At 75.6% G+C, this 25227-nt stretch carries 21 protein-coding genes and 1 riboswitch; of the genes, 13 read left to right on the forward strand and 8 right to left on the reverse strand.

Annotated elements, in window-relative coordinates; genetic code table 11:
* Window positions 1-6: 6 nt before the first annotated feature.
* The 5 genes from mftE to mftA are packed head-to-tail and all read right to left on the reverse strand — an operon-like array spanning window position 7 to window position 7020.
* Complete coding sequence (gene mftE, locus ATL51_RS13850; RefSeq protein WP_100878816.1) at window positions 7-729, reverse strand: mycofactocin biosynthesis peptidyl-dipeptidase MftE; 723 nt, start codon at window positions 727-729, stop codon at window positions 7-9.
* Entirely contained in the window at window positions 711-5348 is a 4638-nt protein-coding gene (locus ATL51_RS29400) for an oxidoreductase (protein WP_301549020.1), read from the reverse strand. Before ATL51_RS29400 ends, mftE begins: the two co-directional genes overlap by 19 nt.
* A gap of 11 nt (window positions 5349-5359) precedes the next feature.
* Window positions 5360-6595, reverse strand: a complete 1236-nt coding sequence (gene mftC, locus ATL51_RS13865; RefSeq protein WP_100878817.1) for a mycofactocin radical SAM maturase — start codon at window positions 6593-6595, stop codon at window positions 5360-5362.
* 37 nt (window positions 6596-6632) lie between these two features.
* A complete protein-coding gene (gene mftB, locus ATL51_RS13870; protein ID WP_062398180.1) occupies window positions 6633-6944 on the reverse strand; it encodes a mycofactocin biosynthesis chaperone MftB in 312 nt (103 codons plus the stop codon).
* A complete protein-coding gene (mftA, locus tag ATL51_RS13875) occupies window positions 6934-7020 on the reverse strand; it encodes a mycofactocin precursor MftA (protein ID WP_060710386.1) in 87 nt (28 codons plus the stop codon). The genes mftB and mftA overlap by 11 nt, the downstream gene beginning before the upstream one ends.
* A 158-nt stretch (window positions 7021-7178) precedes the next feature.
* Here mftA and ATL51_RS13880 point away from each other — a divergent pair, with 158 nt between their 5' ends.
* From ATL51_RS13880 to madC, 4 genes are all read left to right on the forward strand, one after another.
* Window positions 7179-8315, forward strand: a complete 1137-nt coding sequence (locus ATL51_RS13880) for a GNAT family N-acetyltransferase (RefSeq protein ID WP_100878818.1) — start codon at window positions 7179-7181, stop codon at window positions 8313-8315.
* 134 nt (window positions 8316-8449) lie between these two features.
* Window positions 8450-9721 carry an NDMA-dependent methanol dehydrogenase gene (gene mdo, locus ATL51_RS13885; protein ID WP_100878819.1) on the forward strand — a complete coding sequence of 424 codons (1272 nt, stop codon included), beginning with the start codon at window positions 8450-8452 and terminating at the stop codon, window positions 9719-9721.
* 103 nt (window positions 9722-9824) lie between these two features.
* A complete protein-coding gene (locus tag ATL51_RS13890) occupies window positions 9825-10943 on the forward strand; it encodes a MadB family AAA-type ATPase (RefSeq protein WP_208622983.1) in 1119 nt (372 codons plus the stop codon).
* Complete coding sequence (gene madC / locus ATL51_RS13895) at window positions 10940-12472, forward strand: MadC family VWA domain-containing protein (protein ID WP_100878820.1); 1533 nt, start codon at window positions 10940-10942, stop codon at window positions 12470-12472. Before ATL51_RS13890 ends, madC begins: the two co-directional genes overlap by 4 nt.
* Before the next feature lie 7 nt (window positions 12473-12479).
* On the opposite strand, the gene ATL51_RS13900 is transcribed toward madC, so the two are convergent.
* The gene (locus ATL51_RS13900; RefSeq protein WP_073576623.1) at window positions 12480-13067 is read right to left on the reverse strand and encodes an NADPH-dependent FMN reductase; all 588 of its coding nucleotides are present in this window, start codon (window positions 13065-13067) and stop codon (window positions 12480-12482) included.
* Window positions 13068-13109: 42 nt separating this feature from the next.
* On the opposite strand from ATL51_RS13900, the gene ATL51_RS13905 reads away from it, so the two are divergent.
* The 6 genes from ATL51_RS13905 to ATL51_RS13925 all read left to right on the forward strand — a co-directional run bounded on the left by ATL51_RS13905 (window position 13110) and on the right by ATL51_RS13925 (window position 20770).
* Entirely contained in the window at window positions 13110-14678 is a 1569-nt protein-coding gene (locus ATL51_RS13905) for an ABC transporter substrate-binding protein (protein WP_100878821.1), read from the forward strand.
* Window positions 14679-14791: 113 nt separating this feature from the next.
* Window positions 14792-16042 (forward strand): MFS transporter, encoded by a 1251-nt coding sequence (locus tag ATL51_RS29000; RefSeq protein ID WP_208622984.1) that lies wholly within the window; start codon window positions 14792-14794, stop codon window positions 16040-16042.
* A 9-nt stretch (window positions 16043-16051) separates the two neighbouring features.
* The gene (locus ATL51_RS29005) at window positions 16052-17572 is read left to right on the forward strand and encodes an ABC transporter substrate-binding protein (RefSeq protein ID WP_322789679.1); all 1521 of its coding nucleotides are present in this window, start codon (window positions 16052-16054) and stop codon (window positions 17570-17572) included.
* On the forward strand, window positions 17569-18546 hold the full coding sequence (locus ATL51_RS13915; RefSeq protein WP_301549021.1) for an ABC transporter permease: 978 nt from the start codon (window positions 17569-17571) through the stop codon (window positions 18544-18546). The genes ATL51_RS29005 and ATL51_RS13915 overlap by 4 nt, the downstream gene beginning before the upstream one ends.
* Window positions 18543-19334, forward strand: a complete 792-nt coding sequence (locus ATL51_RS13920; RefSeq protein ID WP_301549022.1) for an ABC transporter permease subunit — start codon at window positions 18543-18545, stop codon at window positions 19332-19334. Before ATL51_RS13915 ends, ATL51_RS13920 begins: the two co-directional genes overlap by 4 nt.
* A complete protein-coding gene (locus tag ATL51_RS13925) occupies window positions 19331-20770 on the forward strand; it encodes an ABC transporter ATP-binding protein (protein ID WP_100878822.1) in 1440 nt (479 codons plus the stop codon). The genes ATL51_RS13920 and ATL51_RS13925 overlap by 4 nt, the downstream gene beginning before the upstream one ends.
* A 46-nt stretch (window positions 20771-20816) precedes the next feature.
* On the opposite strand, the gene ATL51_RS13930 is transcribed toward ATL51_RS13925, so the two are convergent.
* Window positions 20817-21179: a four-helix bundle copper-binding protein gene (locus tag ATL51_RS13930; protein WP_100878823.1), complete on the reverse strand. Its 363-nt coding sequence runs from the start codon at window positions 21177-21179 to the stop codon at window positions 20817-20819.
* Between the two features lie 114 nt (window positions 21180-21293).
* Here ATL51_RS13930 and ATL51_RS13935 point away from each other — a divergent pair, with 114 nt between their 5' ends.
* Genes ATL51_RS13935 through ATL51_RS13945 form a run of 3 tightly spaced genes read left to right on the forward strand, consistent with a single transcriptional unit; the run spans window position 21294 to window position 24018 of the window.
* On the forward strand, window positions 21294-22082 hold the full coding sequence (locus ATL51_RS13935; protein WP_100878824.1) for a class I SAM-dependent methyltransferase: 789 nt from the start codon (window positions 21294-21296) through the stop codon (window positions 22080-22082).
* Window positions 22083-22114: 32 nt separating this feature from the next.
* On the forward strand, window positions 22115-22501 hold the full coding sequence (locus ATL51_RS13940; RefSeq protein ID WP_100878825.1) for a hypothetical protein: 387 nt from the start codon (window positions 22115-22117) through the stop codon (window positions 22499-22501).
* Window positions 22498-24018 (forward strand): ABC transporter substrate-binding protein, encoded by a 1521-nt coding sequence (locus ATL51_RS13945; RefSeq protein WP_100878826.1) that lies wholly within the window; start codon window positions 22498-22500, stop codon window positions 24016-24018. The genes ATL51_RS13940 and ATL51_RS13945 overlap by 4 nt, the downstream gene beginning before the upstream one ends.
* On the opposite strand, the gene ATL51_RS13950 is transcribed toward ATL51_RS13945, so the two are convergent.
* A complete protein-coding gene (locus ATL51_RS13950) occupies window positions 24019-24768 on the reverse strand; it encodes a class I SAM-dependent methyltransferase (protein ID WP_100878827.1) in 750 nt (249 codons plus the stop codon).
* Window positions 24769-24937: 169 nt separating this feature from the next.
* A riboswitch (cobalamin riboswitch) is annotated at window positions 24938-25140 on the forward strand.
* Window positions 25141-25227: the final 87 nt, after the last annotated feature.

The raw sequence follows: 25227 nt of genomic DNA on the forward strand, positions 1-25227 counted from the left end.
CCCGCGCTACGCCGGCGGCGGGCGGAGGCGTCCGGTGCCGGGGTCGGGGTCCCACGCGGTGACCGCCGCGGACGCCGTCGCCGTGATCGCCGCGAGCAGCCGCAGCCCCTCCCCGGCCGACGCGCCGGCCGGGTCACCGAGCACGCCGTTCGGGCTGACCGCGGCGATCCCCCCGGCCCGCAGCTCCCCGATGACCTCGCGCAGCGGCCGGGTGTCGCCCGCCTCGGCGCGGTCGGTGCGGACCAGGCCGGGATGCAGGTGGGCGAGCAGCGAGGTCTCGTAGCGCCCGGCGTGCGCGTCCAGCGGCACCCCGGGGACGTCGGCGACGCAGGACAGCCAGCCGGCGTCGCGGCCCTCGTGGCGCAGCTGGGTCACCGCCGAGCGGAGCGCGGCGACGTTGCCGCCGTGCCCGTTGAGCAGCACCAGCCGCGAGGCCCACCGGCACGCCGAGCGGCCGTACTCGACGAGGACGGTGCGCAGCGCGTCCTCCCCGATCGACACGGTGCCGGGGAAGCCCTCGTGCTCACCGGCGGCGCCGTAGGGCAGGGCGGGGGCGAGGACGAGCCCCGGGTCGGCGTCGTGCAGCGCCGACGCGACCGCCGACGCCACGGCGGTGTCGGTGCCCAGCGGCAGGTGCGGGCCGTGCTGCTCGGTGGAGCCGACCGGCACGAGCAGCGTGTACGCCGCGGCCGGGTCGAGGTCGGGCCAGGTCAGATCCGCGAGGAGCACGGCCCCAGCCTGCCCGCTCGGGCCCCGGTCCGGCGCGGCGCGGTCGGCGCGAGGTCGACGAGGCGGCCCTCACGGATCGCGGCGTCGAACCGGCGCGGGGCCAGCGCGTCGCCGATCCGGTGCACCGGCCACGGCCCGCCGGCCAGCGCGGACCACAGGCGGGTGGCGGGGACGGTGGCCGTCGCCGCGACGACGGCGCCGACGTCGCGCCGCTCGGTGCGGCCGGTCGGGTGGTGCAGGAGCTCCACGGTGCAGTCGGGCTCGGCGCAGCTCTGCTCACCACGGCTCTGCTCACCCCTGCGCAGCACCCCCAGCACGGCGAGGTCGGTGCGGCAGCGGATCCCGGCGGCGTGCGCGCGGCGGCGGAACCCCTCGCGGTCCAGGGTGAGCCCGAGGTCCTGCCCGACGACCAGCGCGGGGGTGACGACCTCGACGGCGTGCCCGCGGGCGGCGAGCAGCTCGGCGACCGAGGTGGCCTGGTGGAACCCGAGCTCGTCGACGACGAGCACCGGGCCCGGAGGCAGGCGCACCCCGGCCAGCACGTCGTCGACGGGGACGGTCAACCGCTCCGGGTCCCACGACGGGACGGCGGGCACCGACCCGGTGGCGACGACGACAGCCGCGGGGTCCAGCTCCTCGACGAACCCGCGGTCGACGGTCGTGCCGTACCGGATCTCGGCCCCGGCCGCGTGCGCCTCGCGCAGCAGGTCGGCGACGACGTGGCCGAGCTCGGCCCGCCCGGGCGCGGTCGCCGCGAGGGCGAGCCGTCCACCGGGGGTGCCGGCGCGTTCGGCGAGCAGCACCCGGTGCCCGCGCCCGGCGAGCGCGGCGGCCGCGGCGAGCCCGGCCGGCCCGGCCCCGACGACGAGCACCCGCCCCGCGCCGGGACCGGCGGCCCGGGTGGGCGGGACGAGCCGTTCGCGCCCGGCGGCCGGGTCGACCGCGCAGCCCAGCGGCAGGTTCAGCCCGACCCGGCCGATGCAGTCCTGGTTGCACCCGACGCACCGGCGTACCGGGCGTCCGGTGAGGGCCTTGTTCGCGAAGCCGGGGTCGGCGATCTGCCCGCGGGCGACGCCGACGAGGTCGCACTCCCCGCGGTCCAGCGCCGCGGCGGCCTCGGCGGGCGTGGTGAACCGGCCGACCCCGATCACCGGGAGGTCCGCCCCGGCGGCACGGACGGCGCGGCGCAGGGTCGCCGCGAGGTGCCCGGCGTAGCCCGGCGGGGTGTGCATGGACGGCTCGATCAGGTGCAGCGTCGAGGTGGCGACGCCGATCGAGGTGTTCAGGTGGTCCACCTGACCGGTCGCGGCGAGACGGCGGGCGAGGTCGGCGCCGTCGGCGGGGGTGATGCCGCCCTCGATGCGCTCGTCGACGCCGATCCGCAGGCCCAGCACCGGGTCCGGGCCGATCGCCGCGCGGACGGCGGCGACGACGTCGAGCACCAGCTTCGCCCGGTCTCGCCCCCAGGCGTCGGTGCGACGGTTGGTGGCCGGGGACAGGAACAGCCGCAGCAGCGAGGCGTGCGAGCACTGCAGCTCGACGCCGTCGAACCCACCCTCGACGCAGCGTGCGGCGACGTCGGCGAAGGCGTCGACGATCGCGCCGATCCCGGCCGCGTCGAGCTCGGCGGGGACCTCGCGGAACATCGGGTCGGGCACCGGCGAGGGCCCGACGACGGCCGTACGCGAGTACATCCCCGACCCCTGCGCGCCGTTGTGGTTGAGCTGGGCGAGCACGAGGGCGCCGTGGGCGTGCACCGCGTCGGTGAGGGCGCGGTAGCCGGGCAGCACGGCCGGGTCGTGGCCACGGATCAGCCGCTCGTAGGGCCGGTCGCCGGGGCGGACGGCGTGCTCCTCGGTGATCACCAGTGCGGCGCCGCCCGCGGCACGGGCCGCGTAGTAGGCGGTGTGCCGGTCGGTCGGCATGCCGTTCTCGGCGAAGCCGGTGAGGTGGGCGGTGAAGACGATCCGGTTGCGCAACATGGCGCGGCCGAGGCGCAGGGGGTCGCCGAGCCGGGGCCGCGGGACCTCCGCCCCCTCGGACACGGGCGCGGGGAGCGCGGGCCCCGGGGACGCGGCGGCCGTGGGCGGCGACGCGGCCCCACCGGCCCCGACCGTGTCACGTGCCCCGGATCCGGGCAGGACCACCGGGCCGGGTCCGGGATCCAGCCCGGTCACGGCGCGGGCCGTGCCCCCCGCCGTCGCGTCGGCGTCCGCGAGGGCGAACGCGGCCCGCCGCCCCTCCCGCACCGCCTCGGCGAGCGTCCGCGGCGCGACCCGGTCCCCCGCGAGGTGACAGCCGGGCAGCGCCGGGAGCGTGTCCTGCGGCAGTCGCGGTCCACAGTCGACGACGGCCGCGCACGGCACCGTCGTCACCGCAGCGGTGTGGACGTCCACCAGCTCCGCGACACCGCCGCGCACCGCTCCCGGCCGGGTGAACAACGCCCGCCGGACACCGGCCCGTTCCAGCCGCGCGTTCGCCGCGGCCATGTCTCCGCAGCGGCCGAGCTGGTGTCCGGCGACGGCGTCCGGGGTGGACAGCACCACCCGGTACCCGGCGCCGGCGAGCAGCTCCGCGACCCCCGGCCCGGTCCAGTCCCCGAGGGGGTCGGCGACGAGCACCGGCGCGTTCCGCGGAACGCGCGCGGCGGCGAGCACCGCGACGACTGCGTTACGGTGCCCGCCACGGCGGTCGTCGTCGTCCTGTTCTGGCTGGTGATCGCGTTCGCGTTCTTCTACGTCCTCCACCACGTGGTGCGTCGCGCGGTCCGCGCCGGGATCGCCGACGCCCTCAGCCGCACCGACACCGCGCCCGGCGGCGGCCGGGACGACGACACGGGCTGACCGCGCCACCCCCACGCAGAGTTCCGCCGCGGTGAGCACCGGGACGTCCGCGTCGACCACCGGCGGCGACGGCCGGGACCCGGTCGCGAGCACCACCGCCTCCCCCCGTGCCCGGGCGGCGCCGAGCACCGCGGGGTCCACCTCCGACCCCAGCCGCACGTCGACGCCGAGCCGGTCGAGCTCCGCGGCCCACCACGGGACCGGCAGCGCGAGCCGGTCCCGGCCGGGCAGCACCGCGGCCGCGGGCAGCAGACCGCCGAGCCGGTCGGTGCGCTCGTGCAGCGTCACCGGGTGCCCGCGCAGCGCCAGCGTCCGGGCCGCCTCCAGCCCCGCGGGCCCGCCGCCGACGACGAGCACCGGCCGTCGCGCCCCTGCGCCGCGTTCCGCGGAACGCAGCGCTCGTTCCGCATCGAGGTGTCCGGGGCCCGCCGCAGCGTCCGGACCACGTTCCGCGGAACGCGGCGGAACCGGCTCCGGCTCCGCCTCCGGCTCCGCGTCCGGGTCCGGGTCCGGGTCCGGGTCCGGGTCGGTCCGTTCGTGCCCCGACCGCGGTTCCAGCTCGTCCCCGACCACGGGGTTGCGCGGGTCGCGGGCCGCGGCGAGGGCGTTCGTCAGCAGGCACGGCCGGATGCGCTCCGGCGTCCCGGCCCGGGTCAGCGCGACGAGCCGCGGGTCCGCGACCTGCGCTCTCGTCATCTCGACGATATCCGCGTCGCCGCTGCTCAGGGCGTCGTCGGCGAGGGCCGGGGTGACGACGCTGCCGGCCAGGACGACCGTCGTCGCGCCGCCGAGGGCACGCCGCAGCTCGCCGCACCGGGCCCGCAGGAACGCCTCGGGCGTGTGCAGGTCCGGCCGGGTCGCGGCGACCGACAGCGCGCTCCCGACGACGGGGACGAGCAGGTCCACCCGGTCGGCGACGGACCGGGCGAGGGCGAGGCCGTCGCCGGGGGTGATACCGGCCCAGGGGGCGAGCTCGTCGACGCACAGGCGCAGTGCCAGCAGGGGGTCCGGCCCGATCGCCGCCCGCACGGCGTCGAGGACCTCGCGCAGCAGCAGGGTGCGGTCGCGGCCGTACGCGTCGTCGCGGTGGTTGGTCAGGCCGGAGCAGAACTGGCGCAGCACCGAGTGCTGCCCGGCGGAGATCTCCACACCGTCCACACCGCTGTCCACAGCCGCGCGGGCGGCGTCGGCGAAGCCGCGGACCACGGCGCCGATCTCCGCGGACCCCATCGCGACCGGGACCTCGCGGGACACGACGTCCGGGACCGGCGACGGCGCCCACAGCGGGTGCCCGGAGTGCGCGGAGCTGCCCTGCCCACCGGCGTGCGCGAGCCCGGCCAGCACGAGCGTCCCGTGCGGCCGGCACGCCGCGACGACCGCCGCCCACCCGGCCGCGGCGGGCACCCGCGCGCCGTCCCGGTCGCCGAGATGCAGCTCAGCGGGCCCGGAAGATCCACGACTCCCGCTGAGCTGCATCTCGACGCGCCCCGACGCCGCTGCCGGGCCGGACGACGCGGCAGGACCGGGCGACACGGCAGGGACGGGCGACGCGGCGGGGAACGCGGCGGGGGCGTAGGCGTAGGGGTGGTCCGAGGCGTGCACCGACGCCGGCTCGACCACGACGATCCCCGCACCCCCGGCGGCCCGCGCCGCGTAGTAGGCGACGTGGTCGGCCGTGATCCCGCGTGCGGCGTCGCCGAGGTTGGTCTCGTGCGGCCCGAACAGCACACGCGACGGGGCCCGCCGACCACGCAGGTCGACGGGCCCCGTCAGCAACAGGTCCGTGGTCAGCTCCCGGCGACCGGCTGCGCCACGGGCACGGCGTCCGGCGCGAACCCGGCGAGCGGGTTCTCGTCGCAGGCCCGGTCCGGCCGGCGCGGCGGCGGGGTGAGCGAGAGCATCGTCGGCTGCTTCGGCGCACGGGTGTTGCGCGGCGCGGAGCGCGAGTGGTCGACGTCGGACTTCGGGATGACCGTCCCGCCGTCGCGCGCGGCCAGCATCGCCTCGCCGTAGCCCTGCACGCACTCCGGGTCCGGGCCGTCGAGCGGCAGGCCGGTGAAGAACTTCGCGGCCATGCACCCGCCCTGGCAGGTGTCGTAGTGCGGGCACGACGCGCACGCCCCGCCGGTCTGCGGCTGGCGCAGCTCGGTGAAAAGCTCGGAGTGCTCCCACACCTCCTTGAAGCCGCCCTCGTCGCGGACGTTGCCGGCCAGGAAGTTCTCGTGGATGGCGAACGGGCAGGCGTAGACGTCACCCACCGGGTCGATCAGGCAGACCACGCGGCCCGCGCCGCACAGGTTCAGCCCGGGCAGGGCCTCGCCGTAGGCGGACAGGTGGAAGAACGAGTCACCGGTCAGGACCTGGTCGCCGTGCGCGACCAGCCAGTCGTAGAGCTGCTTCTGCTGGGCCTGGGTCGGGTGCAGCTCGTCCCAGACGTCGGCACCGCGACCGGACGGGCGCAGCCGGGTGATGCGCAGCTGGGCGCCGTACTTGTCGGCGATGGCCTTGAACTCGTCGAGCTGGTCGACGTTCTCCCGGGTCATCACGACCGAGATCTTGGGATGCTTGAACCCGGCCTCGGCGAGGTTCTCCAGCGCGGTGATCGCGGTGTCGAACGAGCCCGGGCCACGGACGTAGTCGTTGACCTCGGCCGTCGCGCCGTCCATCGAGATCTGGATGTCGACGTAGTCGGTCGCGGCGAGCTGCGCGGCCCGCTGCTTGTCGAGCTTGACGCCGTTGGTGGAGAACTTGACGCCGACGTCGTGGGCGATGGCGTAGTCCAGCAGCTCCCAGAAGTCCGGGCGCACGGTCGGCTCGCCACCGCCGATGTTGATGTAGAAGACCTGCATGCGCTGCAGCTCGTCGATGACGGCCTTGGCCTCGGCGGTGCTCAGCTCGCGCGGGTCACGCCGCCCGGAGCTGGACAGGCAGTGCACGCACGCGAGGTTGCACGCGTAGGTGAGCTCCCAGGTCAGGCAGATGGGCGAGTTCAGGCCGTACTGGAAGTGGTCGACCAGCTTCACGGGCACCTCACTGTGGTGGTCGGCGGGGCGGGCGGGACTAGCGGGCGACGATCGTGCGGGACTTCAGCAGTCCGGCGAGGGCACGCAGGTAGGCGTCGTGCTGGGGCTCCTCGACGCCGGCGGCACGGACCGCCGAGCGGGCGTCCGGCTGGTTCTCCAGGTCGCGCACGACCGAGACCAGCTGGGGCGTCTTGAGGAAGGAGAGCTTGCGGGTCACGAAGTCGTACACCAGGGCGCCGAAGGGCTCCGGACGCAGCGAGACGCTCTCGCTGAGCCGGTACGGCGCCGCGGGGTCGAAGGCCCCCGCGGCGCCGTCCGGAACCGTGGTGTCGAGGGGCTTAGTAGACACCGCACATGCCGTCGATGGAGACCTCCTCGACGAGGGTCTCCTCGGTCAGGGCGTCCTCGTTCTGGTGCTCGCTCATGCGCAACCTCCGCTGGATCCGACTCTCGGCGAGAGAGGTGGTGAACCGCCCCGCCGGCCGGCGGTGGCAGCAGATCGGACGCTATTGGCACCCGGTGCCGGAAATCAATACTCGATGTCCACGCCCGTCCGATCGGACGGGCGTGCAGGCTGTCTCCCATGACGGTCGGGACGGTCCTGCTGCACCTGTGCACCCCTGGTGAGTGGCGGAGGTGGCTCGGCACCGGAGCCGTGGCGCCCTCCTCCCTGGACGAGGTCGGGTTCGTGCACCTGTCGACGCCCGACCAGGTCGCCCTGCCCGCGCAACGCCTGTTCGCGGGCCGGACCGACCTGGCCCTGCTCGTCCTCGACCCGGCCCGGATCGACGTCGCCGGGGTCGACGTCCGGTGGGAGCCGGGGGTGCCGACCGACCCGGCGTCGATGCGGTTCCCGCACGCCTACGGGGCGGTGCCGGCGTCGGCGGTGCTGATGGTGCTGCCCTACCGCCCCGGCCCGGACGGCTTCGCCGCACCGGAGGTCCCCGACCCCGGCGCGGCGGCGCGAGCGATGGGGTTCGAGCCGTCGATGCTGCGGCGCGGCGCGACCGCGGAGGAACCGGTGACCGGCGGCGTCGCGGTCCGGACCGACGCCTGGCCGGTGTCGCGGATGCACAACCAGCTGCTGCTCGGCCGACCGGACCGCACCGACCCGGCCACCGTGGTCGCCGAGGCCGACCGGGCGCTCACCGCGCACGGCCTGCACCCGGGGGCGCTGCTGTGGGGCCCGGGGGCGGACGAGCTCGCCGACGGCCTCCGCGCCGCCGGGTGGTCGGTCTCGGCGAACGAGGCCATGACCGCCCCCACCGCGACCGGCGCGGCCACGGGTGCCGGCGCGGCGGCGGTCACCGAGCTGGACCACCACGAGCTCCGCGGGTTCCGGCGCGCCTGCTGGGCCCGGGACCTCCCCGGCGCCGGACCCGGGGACCTCGACCAGCTGGTCGACCGCGACACCGGCGACGACCGGGTACTGGCCCTGCACCGCCTCGCCGTCGTCGCCGACGACCGGGTGGTGGCGGCCGCGACGCTGCGTCGCGACGGGGCCACGGCCTGGCTCGACGCCGTGGAGACCGATCCGGCCCACCGCGGCCGCGGGCACGGCCGGGCGCTGCTGGCCCGCTCCCGCGAGCTCGCCGCCGAGCACGGTTGCGACCTGCTCGCGCTGGGCGCGGACGCCGCCGACTGGCCGCGGGACTGGTACCGGCGCAGCGGTTTCACCCCGGTCGGCACCCACCTCGAGGCCTCCGCCCCACGCCGGTGACCCCTCCGGACGGAGGGTGGACCTGCCCCGGCGAACGACCGGGTGGTCAGGTACCCATCTGTAGCTGTTGCCAGTACTTCGCAACAACCAAGGTTGTGCTCGTCCGTCAGCCGACGAAGCCGTCGAGGAGAGTCATGGCCATCGAGCTCAACCAGATCTGGGACTTCCCGATCAAGGAGTTCCACCCGTTCCCGCGAGCCCTGCTGGGCGTCGGCGCCCACGACATCCTCGGCGTCGAGGCGAAGAACATGGGGATGACCCGCGCCCTGTTCGTCACCTCGGGCCTGCGCGGCTCCGGGATCGTGGAGGAGCTCAAGGGCAAGGTCGAGTACCAGGGCGTCGACGTGGTCGTCTACGACCAGGTCGAGTCCAACCCCAAGGACTACAACTGCATGGACGCCGCCGCGCTCTACACGAGCGAGAAGTGCGACGGCATCATCTCGATCGGCGGCGGCTCCTCGCACGACGCCGCCAAGGGCGCCCGCGTCGTCATCGCCCACGACGGCCGCAACATCAACGAGTTCGAGGGCTTCTCGAAGTCCACGAACATGGAGAACCCGAAGCACATCGCGGTCTCCACCACCGCAGGCACCGGGTCCGAGACCTCGTGGGCGTACGTCATCACCAACACCAGCGACATGGACAACCCGAAGAAGTGGGTCGGGTTCGACGACGCCGTGGTCGCCACCCTGGCGCTGGACGACCCGCTGCTCTACTACAGCTGCCCGCAGCACTTCACCGCCTTCTGCGGGTTCGACGTCCTCGCCCACGGGTCCGAGCCGTACGTCTCGCGGCTGGACTTCGAGCCCTCGCTGGGGAACGCGATCTACTCGATCGAGCTCGTCGGGCGCTACCTGCGCGAGGCGGTGTACGAGCCGCGCAACCTCGAGGCGCGGTCGAAGATGATGCACGCGCAGTACATCGCGGCCCAGGCGTTCAACTCCGGCGGCCTCGGCCTGGTGCACTCCGCGTCGCACGCGGTCTCGGCGTTCTTCGACACCCACCACGGCCTGAACAACGCCATCGCCCTGCCGCGTGTGTGGGAGTACAACCTGCCGTCGCGCTACGAGCGCTACGCGAAGATCGCCACCGCGCTCGGTGTGGACACCCGCAACATGACGACCGTGCAGGCCGCGGACGCCGCGGTCGAGGAGGCCATCCGACTCTCCAAGGACGTCGGGATCCCGGACAACTTCGGCGCGCTGCGGTCCGACAGCTACGACAAGAACCGGATGAACACCGGCAAGTACTCCGGTGTCGGCGACACGATCCCCACCGACGGCGACACCGTCCACCGGATCGCGGAGCACATGATGGGCGACTACTGCACCCCGGGCAACCCCCGCGAGTGCACGGTCGAGGCGCTGGTCCCGATGGTGGACCACGCGTTCAACAAGTCCTACTAGGACGTACCGCCCACCCGCCGTCGCGCCCGGATCAGCCCCCGGGCGCGGCGGCGGCCGTCCGTCCGCCGCACCGCTGCGTGCGGCTCAGCAGTCGAGGAGAACGGTGTCCGACAGCACGGAGTTCGGCAAGGCACGGTCCGGCGGCGCGGCGTCCGGCCCGCCGGCCTTCGAGAGCGCGGAGGCGCTCACCGAGGCGCTGTCCGGTCAGGACTACGTCATCGACCCCGGGTTCGCCGTGGTGGTGCACCTCGCCACGGCACTCGAACGCCCGCTGCTGCTGGAGGGCCCCGCCGGCGTCGGCAAGACCGAGCTGGCGAAGTCCCTGGCCGCGGCGAGCGGGCGCCGGCTGGTCCGGCTCCAGTGCTACGAGGGCCTCGACGACGGCCGCGCCCTCTACGAGTGGGACTACGGCAAGCAGCTGATGCACGTCCAGATGCTCCGCGACCGGATCGGGGAGCTGCTGTCGGGGACCACGACGATGGCCGAGGCCACCGCGCGGCTCCAGGAGCAGGACACCGGGCTCTACACCGAGTACTTCCTCTCCGCCCGCCCGCTGCTCGAGGCGGTCCTGTCCGACGACCCGGTGGTGCTGCTCGTCGACGAGGTCGACCGCACCGAGGAGTCGATGGAGGCCCTGCTGCTCGAGGTGCTGGCAGAGCGGCAGGTCACCGTGCCCGAGATCGGCACCTTCACCGCGCGCTCCACCCCGTGGGTGGTGCTGACCTCCAACGACACCCGGGAGCTCTCCCCCGCCCTCAAGCGCCGCTGCCTGCACTACCAGGTCGACTTCCCGACCCCCGAGCGCGAGACCGAGATCGTGTCCCGGCGGGCGCCCGAGGTGGCCGCCGACGTCGTCGCCGACGTCGTGGAGCTGGCCCGCAGGCTGCGGGGGTTCCCGCTGCGCAAGTCCCCGTCGATCTCGGAGGTCATCGACGCCGCCCGCGCCGCGGCCGTGCTCGGGCTCGCCACCACCGGCGAGGTCGAGAAGGTGCGCTCGGCGCTGCTGTCCGCGCTGCTCAAGTACGGCTCGGACCGCGAGCTCGCCGTGCGCCGTCTCGACGAGGGCGAGCCGGCGGCCGAGGTGGACGTCGCGAGCGACGAGGGCTGGGTCCGCCGGTCCTCCCGGCCCGCCGACACCACCTCCGGCGCCTTCGGGAAGGGCCGGGCGAGCTCCGGTGCGACGCGCGCCGAGGCCGACCGGGCCCGGCGGATGCGGCGATGACGGCGTCCGCGTCCGGCGACCCCGGCACGCGGCTGCTGTCGGTGCTGGCCGCCGCGTTCACCCGGGTGCTGCGGTCGCAGCGGGTGGCGGTGTCCCCCGCGGAGGCGATCGAGGTCCGCCGGGTGCTGGCGCTGCTCGGCGCGGCGGACACCGGGCGGCTGCGCGCAGGGCTGCGCGCCGTGACGGTGAAGTACGCCCACGAGCGGCCCGGGTTCGAGCGTGCCTTCGACGCGTTCTTCGGCCTCGTCGCCGGGGACGGTCCCGGCGCGGCCGGCGGCTCGGGGCCCGCCCTGCGCGAGCCCGGCGGCGACGGCCTGCCCGGGGACCTGGACCTCACCGAGGACGACGACCCGCTGGGCCGCTACGCCGGCTACGACCCGAGCGCCGCCGAGGTGGGCGACCTGCTCGACGCGCCGGAGCAGGAGAAGGGGTTCGACCCCCACCGCGACGACGACGACGCCTCGCTGGGCGGCTCGGACAAGGACCTGTCGGTCTCCTCCGGCGAGGACCGGGGCCGGCGCGGCACGACCTACACCGTCGACCTCGAACGCGCCGGGGCCGCGGTCGGCCGCGAGCTCACCTCGGGGTCCACCACGCAGGCGTCGGGTGAGATCGCCTTCGACGACCCGGAGGCGATCCTGGCCTGGCTCGCGGAGTACGACCCGCACGCCGTCTACGCCGACGGCCCCGACGGCGAGGACCTCTCGGAGATCCAGCTCGACCGGCTCGTCGACGCGATCACCGACTTCGTCGCCCAGCTGGCCGAGCGGGTCGCGACCACCGGGGCCGAGGGCCCGGAGACCGGGGCCGGCGGGAACACGCTGGACTCCGCGGACATGGCACAGGCCTGCCACGAGCTGCTGCACCGGATGCGCGGCGCGCCGCGCCGGGTGCCCCGCGAGCACGCGCACGGTCCGCTCGACGTGCGGCACACGGTCCGGCGCAGCATGCGCAGCGACGGCGTCCCGTTCCACCTGCACCACCGCGCGAAGGTCCCCGACCGGGTGCGGCTGCTGGTCGTCGCGGACGTGTCGCTGTCGGTGCGGTCGATCACCGCGTTCGTGCTCCGGCTCGCCCGCACCCTGCACCGGCAGGCGTTCCGCTGCCGGGTGCTCGCCTACGTCGACACCCCGGTCGAGGTCACCGACCTGCTGATGGCCGCGCACGACGACCACGCACTGGCCGCTGTGCTCGCGGCGCCCGGCATCGACCTGGACGCCACCAGCGACTACGGGCGGGTGCTCCGGATCCTGAACGAGGACTTCGCCGACGCCGTCGACTCCCGGACCGCCGTCCTGTTCGTCGGGGACGGCCGGTCCAACGGCCTCCCGCCCGGGACCGACGAGCTGCGCCGCCTCGCCCGCCGCGCGTACCGGGTCGGGTGGATCACCCCGGAGCAGCGCCGCTACTGGGACCAGGCGTCCTGCGCCATGGGCGAGTACGAGGAGGTCCTCGACCACGTGCTGGTCGCCCGGGACGCCGACGAGCTGCTCGCCGGGGCGGGCGAGCTGGGGCACGCCCTGTCCTGAGCGGTGCTCAGCCCTCGCGCAGCGACCGGCGCGGGATGTCCGGGGCGGCCGCGCCCGCGGCGTCGCGGGGCATCCGCCGTGCGAACGTGACCACGGCGTCGGTCAGCGCGTCGAGCCGGTCGCGGACGCCGTCGTCGACGAGCGCGCCGCCGTCGAAGTGGGTGTTGTTCGCGTACACCGCGCCGGGGACCGCCCAGGCCCGGAAGAACCCGACGAGCGGCTTGAGCTCGTGCTCGACCGCGAGGAAGTGGTGGTCGGTGCCCCCCGTCGCGACGAGCCCGACGGGCTTGCCCGCCAGTGCGTCGTTGGGGAGCACGTCGAACAGGTTCTTCAGCCGGCCGGTGTAGCTGCCGCGGTACATCGGGGTGCCGACGACGAGCGCGTCCGCCGCGACGACCCGGTCGATCACCGCGCGGGTGTCGCCGGTGTAGTCGGCGGGGTCGCGGCCGTCGGAGAAGACGACGTCGTGGTCGCGCAGGGCGAGCAGCTCAGCCGACACATCGTCGTGCGCGGCCGCCCTGGCCACCGCCAGTTCCAGCAGCAGCGCGGTCTTCGACGGGTCGGACGGGCTGCCGGAGATCGCGAGGAGGTCCATCCCGGCGACCCTAACCGTCACCCGACCCGGCACCCTGGTGTCGTGCAGCTGAGCCGTCGTTCGTTCCTGCGGGCCGCCGGTGCGTCCGCGGCGCTCGCGGGGATCCCGGCTCTCGCGGCGTGCGGCGCGCCGGCCGACGCGGCGTCGCCGCGGCTGGTCACCTCGTTCGCCGGGGCCGGCCCGCTCGGGGCACCCGACCCGCACCGGGTGTGGCGGCCGGTGGACCGGGCGCGGGCCGCCGCCGTCGCCGACACGCTGCTGGTGTGGGACCAGGACATGACCCCGCGTCCGCACCTGGCGGCCTCCGCGGCACCCGACCGGACGGGGACGCGGTGGCGGATCCGGTTGCGCGACGCCGTCGCCCACGACGGGCGGCCGCTGGCCCCGGCCGACGTGCTCGCGTCGCTGCGCCGGGTACTCGACCCCGCGACCGGGGCGACGGCCGCGCCGCTGCTCGCGCACCTGGACCTGACCGCCAGCCGCGCGGTGTCGGCGACCGAGGTGGAGCTCGTGCTGGGCCGACCCGACTTCCTGTTCGCCCTGGCCCTGGCCGCGCCGGGAACCGGCATCGTGCGCGGCGGGCGGGGGGACGTGCCCGTCGGGACCGGCGCGTTCCGCTTCCTGCCCGGCTCGCCGGACGCCCTCTACCGGCACGACGGCCACTGGGCCGGCCGCCCGCCCGCCCCCGCGGTGGAGTTCCTGGTCGACGACGACGAGGAGAACCGCTACCAGTCCCTGGTGGACGGCTACGTGCACTGGGCACACGACCTGTTCCCGCACAGCGCACGACGGCTGCTCGGGCGGACCGGGACGACCGTGCTGTCCGCACCGGGCTCGGTGACCCGCTTCCTCGACACCGGGCCCGGCCCGCTCGCCGAACCGCGACTGCGCGAGGCGGTGCGGCTCGGGATCGACCGGGTGGAGCTGGTGCGCCAGATCCTGCTGGACCTCGCGCAACCCGGTGACGACCTGTTCGGGGCGGGGCTGGCCCACCACCCGGACGGGCTCGCGCCGGTGGTGCGCGACGTCGCGCGGGCCCGGGAGCTGGTCGTCGCGGCGGGGGCGGACGGGGCGCGGGTGCCGCTGTTCTTCGACCCGTTCGACCCGATGTCGCGGCCGACCGCCGACCTCGTCGTGGAGCAGCTGGCGGCGGTCGGGCTGCGGTGCGAGCCGCGTGAGCCGGAGCCGCCGGACGTCGAGCCGACCCCGGGCATCCGGTTCCGCCGTGCCGCGGCGCAGCCGATCCCGCTCTACCTGCAGGCCGTGGCCGCGGCACCCCGGGTCCCCGGGGACGACACCGCGGGCGACACCGGCGACGACACCGCGACCGACGACGCGGCCGGTCCAGGGACCGGCGGTGCCACCGGGAGCGGGGATGCCGCGGGGGGCCGCCCCGACGTGCGGGCGCTGCTCGCCGTCGCCGCCCGGGCACCGGACGAGGCCCGCCGGACCGACGCCCTGCGCCGCGCCCAGCTCCTGCTGCGCACCGACGCCACCGCCTGGTCGGTCGGGGACGAGCACGTCGGGATCTCGGCCGACCTCACCGGGATCGAACCCGCGCGGCCGGACACCGGGACCTGGGCCCGGTTCCACCGGGCCCGGATCGGCTGACTTCCCGGGCAGTCTCCTTGTTGCCATAACGATGCAGATGCAGCCATCTGTCTTGAAACTCCCGCTCATCCGTGGTCCCGTTCAAGTGATCATGTGACTTCGGGGGGAATGACGTGCTGCGCGCGTTCGGTGGGCTGACCGTGCCGAGCCGGATGCTGGTCGTGAACCAGTTCGGCATCAACCTGGGCTTCTACCTGGTGCTGCCGTTCCTGGCGACGTACATGGGCAGCCTCGGCTACGCCGCCGCGACCATCGGTCTGGTCCTGGCGCTGCGGAACCTCTCGCAGCAGGGCATGTTCCTGGTCGGCGGGTCGGCCGCGGACCGGATCGGCTGCCGGCCCATGATCATCCTCGGCTGCGCGCTGCGGATTGTCGCGTTCGGGCTGTTCGTCGTCGTGGACGACCTGCCCGGGCTGATCGTCGCCGCCGTCCTCACCGGGCTCGCCGGGGCGTTCTTCAACCCGGCGGTCCGGGCCTACCTGATGCACGAGGCCGGGGACCGGCGCGCCGAGGTGTTCTCGGTCTTCAACGTCTTCGGGCACGCCGGCGCGCTGGCCGGCCCGCTGCTCGGCGCCGCGCTGCTGGCCGTGGACTTCCGACTGGTCGCCGGCGTCGCGTGCGCGGTGTTCACCGTGCTCACCGTCGCCCAGCTGTTCGTCCTGCCCGCGCGGCCGGTCGAGCCGCAGGACCGCGGCGTGCTGGGCAGCTGGGGGGAGGTCGTGTCGAACCGGCGCTTCATGCTGTTCGCACTCGGGGGCGCGGGCTACTTCGCGCTGTTCAACCAGCTCTACCTGGTGCTGCCTGTCGAGGCCCAGCGGGTGTCCGGGGTCGCGGGGGCCGTGAGCGCGGTGTTCGTCGTCTCCACCCTGGTGGGGATCGCCGGGCAGGTCCGGATCACCGCGTGGTGCCGGGCCCGCTGGTCCGAGGGCCGGTCGATGGCCGTCGGCCTGCTGCTGATGGGCGCCGGCTTCGTCCCGATCGGCGTGGCCGCCCCGTTCGTCCCCACCGCACCCGCCGGGGAGTGGACCTCGGCCGGGCTGCTCGCCGTCGCCCCCGTCCTGGTCGGCACCGTCGTGTTCACCGTGGGGATGGCGATGACCAGCCCGTTCTCGCTGTCGCTGCTGCCCCGGGTGGGCAGCGAGCAGCTCGCCGGCACCTACTACGGCTGGTACTACCTCGTCTCCGCCGTCGTCGTCGCGATCACCAACACCGCCGTCGGTGAGCTGCTCGACCGCTTCCCCGACGGCCCCGGCCGCTGGGTCCCGTTCGCCGTCCTGCTCGCGATCGGCGTCGCGGGCGGCGCGGTCGTCGCCGGGATGCAGCGCACCGGCCGGCTCGAACCCCGTCCCGTCCCCACCCCCTGAGGAACCACCGTGCCGGTCAGCCGTCGTCATCTCCTGGGCGCCGCCGCCGCGCTCGCCGCCGCCCCCGCCCTCGCCGCGTGCGGCGGCGGGACGGGCGGGGGTGGTGCGCGGATGCGCGTCGCCTTCCCCGGTGGGGGCACGCGCGAGTCCCTCGACCCGCACGTCGTCCCGCAGTTCGTCGACCAGGCCCGGGCCAGGGCCTGCTTCGACACCCTCACCGGCTGGTCGCAGCAGATGACCGCGCAGCCGCGGCTGGCCGAGTCGATCGGGCCCGATGCGACCGGCACCCGCTGGCGGATCCGGCTGCGCGACACCACCTGGCACGACGGCAGGCCGCTGACCGGCGAGGACGTCCTGTTCACACTGCGCCGACTCGCCGACGACGCGACCTCCGCGACCGCGGCCTCGCTGTTCGCCACGGTCGACCACACCGCGAGCACCGCACGCGGGCGGGACGCCGAGATCGTGCTCTCGGCCCCGAACTTCCTGTTCCCGCTGTCGCTGGGAGCCCCGGGAACCGAGATCGTCCCGGCCGGCACCACGTCCTTCGGGAACCCGATCGGCACCGGGCCGTTCCGGTTCGTCTCGTTCGAGCCGGGCGGTCCCGCCGTCTACGCCCGCAACGACGCCTACTGGGACGGAGCACCGCCCGCCCCGGAGCTGGAGTTCACCCCCATCGACGACGAACAGGCCCGCCTGGGTGCACTGCTGTCCGGGCAGGTCGCCTACGCCCACGACCTGCGGCCCGCCAGCGCCCGCCAGGTCGAGCAGCAGGCCGGGCGCGCCGTACTGCTCTCGGCCCCGCAGTCGACCACCCAGTTCCTCAACCTGCGGGTCGACCGGCCCCCGTTCTCCGACCCGCGGGTGCGCGAGGCCGTCCGGATCGGCATCGATCGCGAGGCACTGGTCCGGATCGTGCTGCTCGACACCGGGCGCCCCGGCAACGACCTGTTCGGCGGGCCCGACCTGCAGTACTTCCCCACCGGGGTCCCCCAGGTCACCCGGGACGTCGCCCGCGCCCGCGCCCTGCTCCGCGAGGCGGGCGCGGAGAACGTCGCCGTCGAGCTGCAGACCTCGGGCAGCGACGCCAACTTCGGTCCGGCCGCGACGCTCGTCGCCGAGCAGCTGACCGAGATCGGGTTGCGCGCCACCCCGCGGACCCTGGACTCGCAGACCTACTTCGTGACCGTCCGGCAGGAGGGGGTCTCGTCGTTCACCCGGACCGGCACCCTGCCGATCCCCGACTACATCGGACGGCGGCGGCTCACCGGATCCAACGAGAACCAGTACACCGGCTACCGCGAACCGGAGATCGACCGGCTCTACGCCGCCGCGGTCGCGACGCCCGACGAGGCCGCACGGACCACCCTCCTGGAGCGGATCCAGACCACCCTGCGCGCCGACTCGGGTGCGCTGGTCTGGGGCACCAGCAACTGGAACGTCGGGATCGCCGACGGCGTGACGGGCGTCGAGAACGCCCGCCCGAACAGCCTGCTCTGGGCCCGTTTCGACAAGGCCGCCGCCGGGTGAGCACCACCGCCCCCGCCCGGCCCCCGGCCGCCCCGGCCCGCGGTGCGCGTGCCGCCCGCCGGGCCGGGGTGGCCGCGGTGCAGCTGGTCGCCGCCTCGCTGCTGGTGTTCACCCTCACGACTCTGCTGCCCGGGGACACCGCCGAGATCGTGCTCGGCCCGGACGCGACCGACGACCAGGTCGAACGGCTGCGGACCACGCTGGGGACCGACCGGCCGCCGCTCGAACGCCTCGGCGGCTGGGCGGGCGGCCTGCTGCGGGGCGACCTGGGCGACTCCCTGGTGACCGGTCGACCGGTCGTCGGCGAGCTCGTCGACCGGCTCGGCGCCACGGCCCTGCTCGGCGGCCTCGCCCTGCTGGTGACGGTTCCGCTCGCGGTCGCGGTCGGCGTGGTCGCCGGGCGCCGGCCCGGCGGTGCCGGTGACCGGGCCTCCACCGGCGTCGTCGCCGCGCTGCAGGCGGCACCGGAGTTCGCGCTCGGCCTGCTGCTGGTCGGGGTGTTCTCGCTGCAGCTCGGCTGGCTGCCGGCCACGGCGGGCGGCGGCTCGCTGCTCACGCCGGCGGTCCTGGTGCTCCCGGTCGCGGTGCTGGTGTCCTCGCAGCTCGGCCGGCTGTCCCGGCAGATCCGGCTGGGCGTGGTGCAGACCGACCGGTCACCGCACGTCGCGCACCTGCGGCGACTCGGGCTGCCCGAGGGTGTGGTCCTGACCCGGCACGTACTGCCCGGCGCGGTGTCGCCGTCGCTGCAGCAGCTGGCCCGGGTCGTGGACGGGATGCTCGGCGGCGTCGTGGTGGTCGAGGCGCTGTTCGCGCTGCCCGGCGTCGGCGCCGGCTTCGTGCAGGCCGTGCAGTTGCGCGACCTGCCGATGATCCAGGGGTACGCGCTGCTGTTCGCGGCCACGACGATCGGGGTCAACCTCGTCGTCGACGTCGTGGCCGCACGGCTCACACCCACCCGCGAGGAGGCCCCGTGACCGTGCTCGCCCTGCTCCTGGTCGGCGTCCCGCTCCTCCTCGCCCTGGCCGGGCCGCTGCTCGCGCCGGCGCTGCGCGGGGACCTGCCGTCGCCCGGGGCGCTGCTGCCCCCGGGCCCCGGCCACCCGCTGGGGACCGACGCCCTGGGCCGCGACGTGCTCGGGCTCGCCCTCACCGGCGGGACGACGGTGGTGCTGCTGACCGCGGGGGCGCTCGCCCTGACCTATCTGGTCGGTGTGCCGCTCGGCCTCGCGCTCGCCGCCACGACCCGGCGCCGGATGGCTGCGCTGTCCCAGTGGGTGCTGGACCTCCTGCTGGTCCTGCCCTCGCTGCTGGTGCTGCTGGTGCTCGCCGGGACCGGGCGGCGCGGGATCGGCTGGCTACTGGCCGCCGCCGCGCTCGTCCAGCTCCCGGCGGTGGTCCGGCTCGTCCGCGGCGCGGCCGCCGCCCCGGCCCGCCGGGTCGCGCTGGAGACGATGGCGCTCTCCGGCGAACCGTGGTGGCGGATCCACCTGCTGGAGACCGGACGGTTCGTCTCCGGAGCGGTGCTCGTCGACGCCGGGACACGCGCCGTCCTGGTGCTGACGCTGCTCGCGAGCGCGAACTTCCTCGGCGTCGGGCTGCCCCCGGACACCGTCGACTGGGCCGTGGTGATCGAGCAGAACACCGCGTCGCTCTTCCTGGCCCCGGCCGCACTGCTGGCGCCCGCGTCCCTGCTGATCTCGCTGGCCGCCGGTGCGAACCTGCTCGTCGACCGGGTCGCCGACCGGACGGGGGCGTCAGCGTGACCCCGGTCCTGCGGGCCGCGGGGCTGTCCGCACACACCGCGGACGGCGCCGTCCTGCTCGACGGGGTGGACCTGGAGCTGGCCGCGGGCGCGGTGCTCGCGGTCGTCGGGCCGTCCGGGGCGGGCAAGTCCACCCTGGGACTCGCTCTGCTCGGCGAGGCGAATCCCGGGATCGGTCTGGCCGGCTCGGTGCGCGCCGGCGGCACCGAGCTGCTCGGCCACGACCCGGCCGGACTCCGCACGGCCCGCGCGGGACGGGTGGGCCACCTGCCCCAGCACCCGGGCGTCGTGCTGGACCCGGTGCGCCGGACCGGACCGGTGCTCGACGAACTCGCCGCGACCGCGCACGGCCGCGGCCGTGCGCACCGGGCGGCCCGGGACACCGCGGTGGCCTCCGCCCTGGAACGGGCCGGGCTCGGCGCGGAACCCGGGCTGCTGCGCCGTTTCCCGCACCAGCTCTCCGGCGGGCAGCAGCAGCGGATGGCGCTGGCCCAGACGCTCGTCACCGGGCCCGGTGCGGTGGTGCTCGACGAGCCGACCACCGGCCTGGACCCCGTCACCCGTGGTGCCGTCCTCGACCGGCTGTGCACCCTCGCCGGGTCCGGCACCGCGCTGGTGCTGCTCACCCACGACCTGGACGCGATCCGCCGGATCGCCGCCGCCGGGCCCACGGTCGAGGTGCTCGAGCTCCACGGCGGCCGGGTCGTCCGCCGTGGCCCGGCGGGGGCGCCGGCCGAGGTCACCCCGGCGCGGGGCCGGCCGGCCGGGGTCGGTGCTGCCCTGCTCGCGGTGCGCGGCCTCACGGTCCGGACGGGATCCGGGGTGACCCTGCTGTCCGATGTGGATCTGACGCTGGAGCGGGGCCGGTGCCTTGCCGTCGTCGGGCCGTCCGGCGCGGGCAAGACCACACTGGGCCGTGCGCTCGCCGGACTCGTCCCGCACTCCGGACGGGTACTGGTCGACGGAACGGAGCCCGGCCGCGGGACGGTGCAGTACGTCCACCAGGACTGCCGGTCGGCGTTCCTGGACCACCGCTCGGTCCTGGACCAGGTCGCCCGGCCCGCGGTGCTGCTGCGCGGGTCCTCCCACGCGGACGCCCACACCGAAGCACTCGCTCTGCTCGACCGGCTGGGGCTGCCCGGGGAGACGGTCGCCCGCCGTCCGGGCGGACTGTCCGGCGGACAGCTGCAGCGGGCCTCGGTCGCGCGCGCACTGCTGGCCCGGCCGTCGGTGCTGGTGGCCGACGAGCCGACCTCGGCGCAGGACGGTGAGCACCGGCGACTGCTGCTCGACGAGCTGGGCCACGCCCGCCGGGAGGACGGCCTCGCCCTCGTCCTGGTCAGCCACGACCCGGTCACGATCGCCGACGCCGACCGGACACTCGCCCTGGCCGACGGGCGGACGACCGTGCCCCCGGAGCCGGTGCCGGCCGTCTGACCCCGTCCCGCCCCCCGACAACGGCCGCGCCCCGGCGATGCGCCGGTCAGGCTCCGGCGTGCTCGCGCAGCAGGGCCGCCGTCTCCGCGGTGGCCTCGGCGTGCAGCCGGCAGTGCTCGTGGTGGTCGGCGTGCGAACCGCAGGCGGCCGAGCTGGCCTCGCAGGCGACGGCGGCGGCCGACGCGGCGGCCTCCGCGACCGCCTCGTCCCCGGTGCGACGGCCCAGCACCCGGGCCGCCGCCGAGCACAGGTCCGCACAGTCCAGGGCGAGCAGGACCTCGCGCTCCATACCTCCGGTGGCAGCCATCGCCGAGGCGCAGGCGGTGCTCGCACGCTCCGCGTCGTGCAGCTTCTCGACGATCGACGCCGGCGTGGTGACGCCGGCGGCCTCCAGGACGTGGTGGCTCATTGCTGTTCCTCTCCTCGGTGCAGGGCGCCGCGGACGGTACGGCGGTCCCGGACCGGGCGTTCCCGGGACGCACACCGCCTATCTGTCGGGAACGATTGTCGTTACAGTCCGCCCATGGACGACATCTCCGGGTACACCGACGCCGTACGCGGGATGTGGGGCGACGCCGACTACCCCGCCCTGGCGGACCGCTTCGCACCCGCCGCCCACGACCTCGTCGACGCACTCGCGCCCGGTCCACACGACCAGGTGCTCGACGTCGCGGCCGGTACGGGATCGGCCGCCGCCCTCGCGCGGGAGCGGGGTGCCGCAGTCCTCGCGACCGACCTGTCCCCGCGGATGGTCGCGCTCGGCCGGGGCCGGACCGCGGGTTCCGGCGTCGTGTGGCTGGAGGCCGACGTGGAGGACCTGCCCCTGCCCCCGACCTGCGCCGACATCGTGCTCTCGAGCTTCGGCCTGATCTTCGCCCCGCGCCCAGCGGTGGCCCTGGCCCAGGTACGCAGGGCACTCACCCCGGCCGGACGCTTCGGCCTGACCGCGTGGACCCCGGACGGCTTCATGGGGCGGATGACCCGCGTCATGCGCCGGCACTCCCCCGCCCCGCCCGGGCTCGCCGATCCGCTCGACTGGGGCCGCCCCGAGATGGTGCGCGACCGCCTGGCCGCCTTCACCGACGTCGGCGTCGTCACCCGGACACTGCCGTGGCACTTCGACTCCCCCGCGGCGATGACGGCGTTCCTGCTCGCCCACTCGCCCGTGCACGCCGCCGCGGCGGCCGGTCTCGGCGGGGCCCGCGCGGCGGAGATGTTCACCGAGGTCGAGGAGATGACCGGCCCGGCGGGGTGGCCGGTACGACTGGACGCGGAGTTCCTGGTGGCGACCGCCACCGTCGGCAACACCTGAACATCTGGTCAGATGTGACGTAGTGTCGCGGAATGGTCGCGCTCCCCGCCGTCATCGTCTGCCGCGGCTGCTGCTGCGGCTCCGGTCGCAAGCACCCCGGCCTGGACCGGCCCCACCACGACAGGCTGCTCGACCGGCTCACCCGGGGCATCGAGGGCCACGCGCGGCTGCGGACCAGCGAGTGCCTCGGCCCGTGCGCCGACTCCGACGTCGTCGTGGTCGGACCCACTCCGGCCGCGCGACGGGCCGGTGCGCGGCCCGTGTGGCTGCGTGCGGTCCTGGACGCTGCGACGACCGACGCCGTCGCCGACTGGGTCCGCGCGGGCGGACCGGGTACGGCGCCCCGCCCGGCCGTCCTCGACGGGCACGTGTTCACCCCCGGCCTGCGCGCCTCGGACACCGGGCGGGCCGCCGGATGACCCCGCCCGAGCTGTCCCGGCGCCGGGTGCTGACCGGCGCGCTCGGCGTCGCCGCGCTCGCCCTCACCGGCTGCTCCGGCGGCGGGACGGGCGAGGAGCGGCTGCGGGTCGCCTTCGCGACCGGCGGCTCGCGCGAGTCGCTGGACCCGCACGTCCTGCCGCTCTACGTCGACCAGGCCCGGGCCAAGGCGTGCTTCGACACCCTCACCGGGTGGTCGCAGGACATGACCCCCGAGCCGCGGCTGGCCGAGTCCTGGGAGAGCGACGCGACCGGGCGGCGGTGGCGGATCCGGCTGCGCGCCGCCCGCTTCCACGACGGTTCCCCGCTCACCGCCGACGACGTGCTCGCCACCCTGGCCCGCATCACCGACCCGGCGACCACCGCGATCGCCGCGACCCTGTTCCGCGACCTCGACGCGGCCGCCTCGCGGGCGGTGTCGCCGACCGAGGTCGAGCTGGTGCTGACCCGGCCGAACACGCTGTTCCCGCTGGCCTGGGGCGCGCCCGGTACCGAGATCGTCAAGGCCGGGACGACGTCGTCCGACCGTCCGAACGGGACCGGGCCGTTCCGGCTCGCGTCGTTCACCCCGGGCGGGTCCACCGTCTACACCGCGTCGGAGGACCACTGGGACGGCGCGCCCGGCGTGCGTGAGCTGGAGTTCCTGCCCGTCGACGACGAGGCCGCCCGGATCGGCGCCCTGCTGTCCGGCCAGGTGCACTACGCCCACGACCTCACCCCCACCGGCGCCGCCCGGCTGGGGGGCGAGCAGCGCACCTCGGCGCTGTCCGCGCCGGCTTCGGCGAGCCAGTTCCTGGTGATGCGGGTGGACCGGGCACCGTTCTCCGACCCGCGGCTGCGCGAGGCGGTGCGGCTGGGCATCGACCGCGAGGAGCTCGTGCGGGTCGTGCTGCTCGGGCGCGGCCGGGTCGGCGACGACATGTTCGGCCAGGGACTGCGCTACCACCCGGCGGGGGTGGGCCCGGTGGCACGGGACGTCGCGCGGGCCCGCGCGCTCGTCACCGAGGCCGGGGCGCAGGGGGCGGCGATCGAGCTGCAGACCAGCGGCGCCGACCCGACCTTCGACGCCGCCACCGCACTCGTCGCGCGCCAGCTCGGCGAGGTCGGGCTGCGGGTCACGGCGCGGCCGCTGCCGTCGTCGGGCTACTTCCGGGCCATCCGGAAGCAAGGCGTGTTCTCCCAGAACAGCACCGGCTCGCTGCCGATCCCGGACTACATCGGACGCCGGATGCTGACCAGCACCCCGACCTACGACTTCACCGGCTACCGCAGCCCGGAGATCGACCGCCTCTACCACTCCGCCGTCGCCACCACCGACGACGCCGCGCGCACCGACGCGTTCGCCCGGATCCTCGGTCTGCTGCGCGCCGACTCGGGCGCCCTGGTGTGGGGTGTGCGGGACTGGAACGTCGGCGTGGCGACCGGGCTCACCGGGCTGGAGGCGGCCCGGCCGAACACGCTCGCCTGGGCGAACTTCGCGCGCGCCCGGCTCGGGTGATCAGCGGATCGCGACCAGGGTCCGCCGGTCGAAGGTCTGGGTGAGCGTCCCGACCTCGGCGAACCCGGCGCCGGACAGCGCCTGCTCCCAGGCCGGCAGCGACGACCCGCCGGTGACCCGGCCGGCGAAGCGGCGCTCCCGCTCGACGAACCCGTCGGCCAGGGCGGGCTCGTCGGCGAGCGCGTCCCACCAGGTCCGGAAGTCCTCGCCGGTCGCCAGTCCCCGGTCGGTGCGCTCGACCCGCAGGGTCCGGGTCAGCTCGGCCAGGCGCGGCCGGGCGGGGTCGGCGAGCAGGGTGTCGACGTTCACGAACACCCCGCCGGGGCGCAGCACGGACGCGAGGCGCTGCGCGAGCCCGGGCAGCGCGTGCTCGGGCAGCCAGTGCAGGGCGGTGGCCGAGACGGCCGCGTCGAACGGCCCGCCGCCGACGGCGTCGGTCCACCCGGGACGTGAGAGGTCCGCGTCGACCCAGCGGACGCGCTCGCCGGTGGTCCGCCGGGCCAGCTCCAGCATGACCGGGTCGACGTCGACGCCGACCACCTCGGCCCCGGTCCAGCGCGCCGCCGCGCGGGCCGCGAACGACCCGGGCCCACAGGCGAGGTCGAGCAGCCGGGCGGGGGTGCCGGCGAGCCGGTCGACGACGTCGAGCGCCAGCGCGAACAGCGCCTCCCGGTCGGGGATGTAGCGCTCCTGCTGCGCGTCCCACCGGCGCAGCCAGTGCTCGGCGTCGAGGTCCGTCCCGGCGGTCATCGCACTCTCCTGCACAACGGTGGCAACAGTGCGACCGACGGTATCCGCGCGGACCCGTCGAACGGAAGGGACCGCCGGGCCCGTGACCGGCGACGTTCACCGTGCGTGACTCGACGGTCGTCGAAACCGGAACCGATAGGGGGGTCGATCGTGTGCGGACCCCAGATGTAGTGTCCGGAGCGCTGGTGGTTCACCGGTCCGCACGGGCCGGTGAGGCAAGAGGGAACCCGGTGGGAATCCGGGACTGCCCCGCAGCGGTGAACGGGAACGACCGCCGTCAACAGCACTGGGAGCGATCCCGGGAAGCGACGGCCAGTAGGAGCGTGCAGTGCGCCCGTGAGTCCGAAGACCTGCCGCCGGTGCGCGCGCCGACCGGCGTGCGCTGCTCCGGGGCCTCGTGGGACGGCGCCAGGGTGTGGTGGGCCGCCGACGACACGGGACCCACCGCCTCCTCGTACC

This window comes from Pseudonocardia alni, from assembly GCF_002813375.1.
Classification (GTDB): domain Bacteria; phylum Actinomycetota; class Actinomycetes; order Mycobacteriales; family Pseudonocardiaceae; genus Pseudonocardia; species Pseudonocardia alni.